Source organism: Allobosea sp. (assembly GCF_035999205.1).
In the GTDB taxonomy this organism is placed as follows: Bacteria; Pseudomonadota; Alphaproteobacteria; order Rhizobiales; family Beijerinckiaceae; genus Allobosea.
In genome coordinates this window covers 1-4,093 of the sequence record NZ_DASYHA010000001.1, presented here as the reverse complement: position 1 = coordinate 4,093, position 4,093 = coordinate 1, and the positions used below count along the sequence as shown (strand labels likewise).

General features: G+C 68.6%; 3 protein-coding genes. All 3 read left to right on the top strand.

All coding sequences use genetic code 11. The features are described from left to right. On the top strand, positions 1-1,147 hold a 1,147-nt coding region (locus tag VGN82_RS00015), incomplete at its 5' end, for a c-type cytochrome (RefSeq protein WP_327524919.1). Further along, complete coding sequence (gene coxB / locus VGN82_RS00010; RefSeq protein WP_327524918.1) at positions 1,144-2,124, top strand: cytochrome c oxidase subunit II; 981 nt, start codon at positions 1,144-1,146, stop codon at positions 2,122-2,124. The genes VGN82_RS00015 and coxB, both read left to right, overlap by 4 nt. After that, positions 2,121-4,093 (top strand): cytochrome c oxidase subunit I (gene ctaD, locus VGN82_RS00005; RefSeq protein ID WP_327524917.1); only part of this gene is annotated, 1,973 nt, incomplete at its 3' end. The genes coxB and ctaD, both read left to right, overlap by 4 nt.

Here is a 4,093-nt window from a genome sequence, read left to right as displayed (position 1 = left end):
GATGTCTCCGCTCGCGCGGGCTAGGCGGATCGCCGGCTGGACGTTGGCGACGCCCGGCAAGCTCGCGCTGACCGTCGCTGCGGCCCTCCTGGTTTTCGCGGCGGCAGGGCTGCTCTTTGCCTGGTCAGGCGCCTACAACATCGCCGCCAGCCGCGGGCATCTAAAGGTCGTCGACCTCCTCCTGCGCTTCGGCATGGAGAACTCGGTCAGGGCGCACGCCCCGGACATGAACCTGCCAGTACAGCTCGACGAAGACGGCATTCGCCTCGGCGCGGGCCATTACCATGCAGGCTGCGCCTACTGTCATGGCGCGCCGGGTTCACCCATCAGCCCCGTCGCCGCCAAGATGCTGCCACCGCCTCCCGACCTGAAGGACAAGGTCGGAGGCTGGAAGGACGGCGAGCTGTTCTGGATCGTCAAGCACGGGCTGAAATACGCCGGCATGCCGGCCTTCCCATCGCTGGAGCGCGACGACGAGATCTGGGCCGTGGTCGCCTTCCTGCGCCGAATGCCCGGGCTCGACCGGTCCGGATACCGCGCGCTGGCGCTGGGCGAGGTCGAGCCAGATGCTCCGAGCGGCGGCGAGATAGCCGAGAGCGGCAGCGATCAGGAGGCGGTCGGCGCTTGCGCGCGCTGCCACGGAAATGGCACGGCCCCGGCGAGCCGGCTTGTGCCGGTCCTGCACGGCCAGCCGCCCGCGATGCTCGAGAACGCGCTGCGCGACTATGGGGCCGGGGTGCGCGACAGCGGCGTGATGCAGACCGCCGCCGCCGGGCTGACCGAAGGCGAAATCAGGAAACTCGCTGCCCATTACGCCGGCCTGTCGCGGCCCGCGATCGCCGAGTGGGCGGATCCGGAAGCCGTGGCGCGAGGCGAGAGGCTGGCGCGCGAGGGTGATCGCGGCCGCGGCGTGCCCGCCTGCCTGAGCTGTCATGGCGAGCAGGCGGCTCCGGCCTTTCCGCGCTTGGCCGGGCAATCGTCTCGCTATCTCGAGGGCCAGCTCGCCGCTTGGCGGGGCGGCCTCAACAATCGCAGCCCGACCGGGCGCATCATGGCGCCGATCGGCCGGCGGCTGACGGCCGAGCAGGCGCGCGACCTAGCCGCTTATTTCGCCAGCGTGCCGCCGGCGGGGCTGGCGGGACGATGACGCTTCTGCGCTCTCTCGTGATTTGCGTTGGCCTGCTCATCCTGCCGGCCTGTCAACGCCAGTCGGCGCTAGCTCCGGCCGGTGAGGAGGCGGAGCGCGTTGCATTGCTCAGCTGGATCCTGTTCGCGGGCGCAGCCGTGATCTTCGCTATTGTTCTCGCGGCACTCTGGCTCGCGATCGCCGGGCCGGAGCAGCTGCGGAGCCGGTTGCGGGCCGAGGGGGCGATCCGGTTCTGGGGGATCGCGTTTCCGACGCTCACGCTCGCCACTTTGCTTGGCTACGGGCTCTGGCTGATGCGCGAGACGATCGCGAGCCCGCGCCCCGCGGAGATGCGCGTCGAGGTCACGGGGGAGCAGTTCTGGTGGCGGATCGCCTATGATGGCCGAGCCGGTAAGCCGGTCGCCGAGGCCAACGAGATCCGTATCCCCGTCGGCGTCGAGGTCGAGTTTGTGCTGCGCACAGCGGACGTGATCCACTCGTTCTGGGTGCCGAGCCTCGGTGGCAAGCTCGACATGATTCCAGGACGGACCAACCGGATGCGGCTGAAGGCCCAGCGAGCAGGGATCTATCGGGGGCAGTGTGCCGAGTATTGCGGAACGGCCCATGCGCAAATGTCGCTCGAGATCGTCGCGATGCCACAGCCCGAATTCGACGCCTGGCTCGCCGCTGCCGAGCGTCCGCCCGGGCCTGACGGAACGGTCGTGGAGCGTGGCGCTGCCCTCTTCCACTCCTCGGGCTGCGACGCCTGCCATGCGGTGCGCGGCACTCAGGCCGCTGGCACCATCGGACCGGATCTCTCCCGCATCGGCGGGCGGAGGTTCCTGGCCGCCGCGACCCTGCCGAACACGGCCGAGAACATCGCCCGCTTCATCGCTGAGCCGGCCGCCGTCAAGCCGGGCAGCCTGATGCCGCCCTTCGCCATCTTCTCGGGCGAGGAGCGGCAAGCGCTCGCCGCCTATCTCGCGAGCCTGAAATGACCGCTTCCGCCGCCCACCTCCTTGACGATGCGGCGGAGCTGCCGTCCAAGCTGCCGCGGCCGGAGGGCGAGCGCGAGCAGCTCGAGGCCGTGTGGCGCTCACCGCGCGGGTGGCGCGTCATCACCGAGGTCAACAACACCGTCATCGGCTATTTCTACATCGCGACGGCCTTCCTGTTCTTCCTGCTCGCCGGCATCCTCGGCCTGCTGATCCGGCTGCAGCTCGCGGTACCGGGCAACGATTTCCTCTCGCCGGAGACCTACAACCAGATCTTCACCATGCACGGTACGGTGATGATGTTCCTCTTCGCCGTCCCGGCGGTGGAGGCGGCCGGCATCCTGCTGTTGCCGCAGATGTTGGGGGCCCGCGACCTGCCGTTCCCGCGGCTCGGCGCCTTCGCCTTCTGGGCCTATTTCGTCGGCGGGCTGGTGTTCTTCTGCACGCTGTTCTTCGGCACCGCGCCCGATGGCGGCTGGTTCATGTATCCACCGCTGACCGGAGAGCGCTTCTCGCCCGGGATCGGCGCCGACTGGTGGCTGCTCGGCATCGGCTTCATCGAGATCTCCGCGATCGCGGGCGCGATCGAGATCATCGTCGGTGTGCTGCGCACCCGTGCGCCCGGCATGACGCTGACGAGGATGCCGATCTTCGCCTGGACGCTCCTGATCTTCGCCGGGATGATCGTCTTCGCCTTTCCGGCCGTGATCCTCGCGACGATCCTGCTCGAGCTGGAGCGTGCCTTCGGCTGGCCCTTCTTCATCGCCGAGAAGGGCGGCGACCCGCTGCTCTGGCAGCACCTTTTCTGGTTCTTCGGCCATCCGGAGGTCTACATCATCTTCCTGCCGGCCGCGGGCATGGTCTCGATGATCGTGCCGACCATGACCGGTGTACCGCTGGTCGGCTACCGCCTGATTGTGGTGGCGCTGATCGCGGTCGGCTTCTTCTCCTTCGGGCTCTGGGTCCACCACATGTTCACGACCGGGATCCCGGCGCGCTCGCTCGGTTTTTTCTCGGCTGCGAGCATGGCGGTGGCGATCCCGAGCGGCATCCAGGTCTTCGCCTGGATCGCCACCATCGCCGCGGGGCGGCTCAGGATCACCGTACCGTCGCTGTTCGTGATCGGGTTCCTGATCATCTTCACGCTGGGCGGGCTGACCGGCGTGATGGTGGCAATGGTGCCTTTCGACCGTCAGGCGCATGACACCTATTTCGTCGTCGCCCACCTGCATTACGTGCTGTTCGGCGGCATGGTCTTCCCGCTCTTCGCGGCGATCTACTACTGGGTGCCGGCCTTCAGCAGGCGGCCTCTCTCGGAGCGGCTGGGGCGCTGGGCCTTCGGGCTGATCTTCCTCGGCTTCAACATCGCCTTCCTGCCGATGCACATCACCGGGCTGATCGGCATGCCGCGGCGCGTCTACACCTATCCGGCCGGGATGGGCTGGGAGACGCTCAATCTGGTTTCGACGCTCGGCGCCTTCATGCTGGCGGCGGGAATCCTCGTCTTCCTCGTCGACGTAGCGCGCAACATCCGCCTGACGACCGGGGAGCCGGCCGGAGACGTCTGGCAGGCCGGCTCGCTGGAATGGCTGCCCAATCACGGCTTCGGCACGCGCAGCGTTCCACGGATCGGCAGCCGCGAGCCGCTCTGGGATCAGCCGGGGCTCGCCCGCGAGGTCGAGGCGGGGTCGCATTATCTGCCGCGGACCGCGACCGGCGGGCGCGAGACCATCGTGACCTCGCCGGTGGAGGCCGAACCCCAATACGTGATGCGGCTGACCGGGCCGGGTTATGCCCATTTCGCGGCGGCAGTCTTCACCGCCGGCTTCTTCCTGCTGCTGACGGTGAAGGCCGTGGTCCTCGCCGGGCTCTGCGGCGTCGGCGCCATCGTCGCGATCATGGTCTGGATGTGGGAGTGCGATCAGGCGCCGGCCGGCGAGATCGATATCGGCGGCGGCATCAGGCTGCCGAG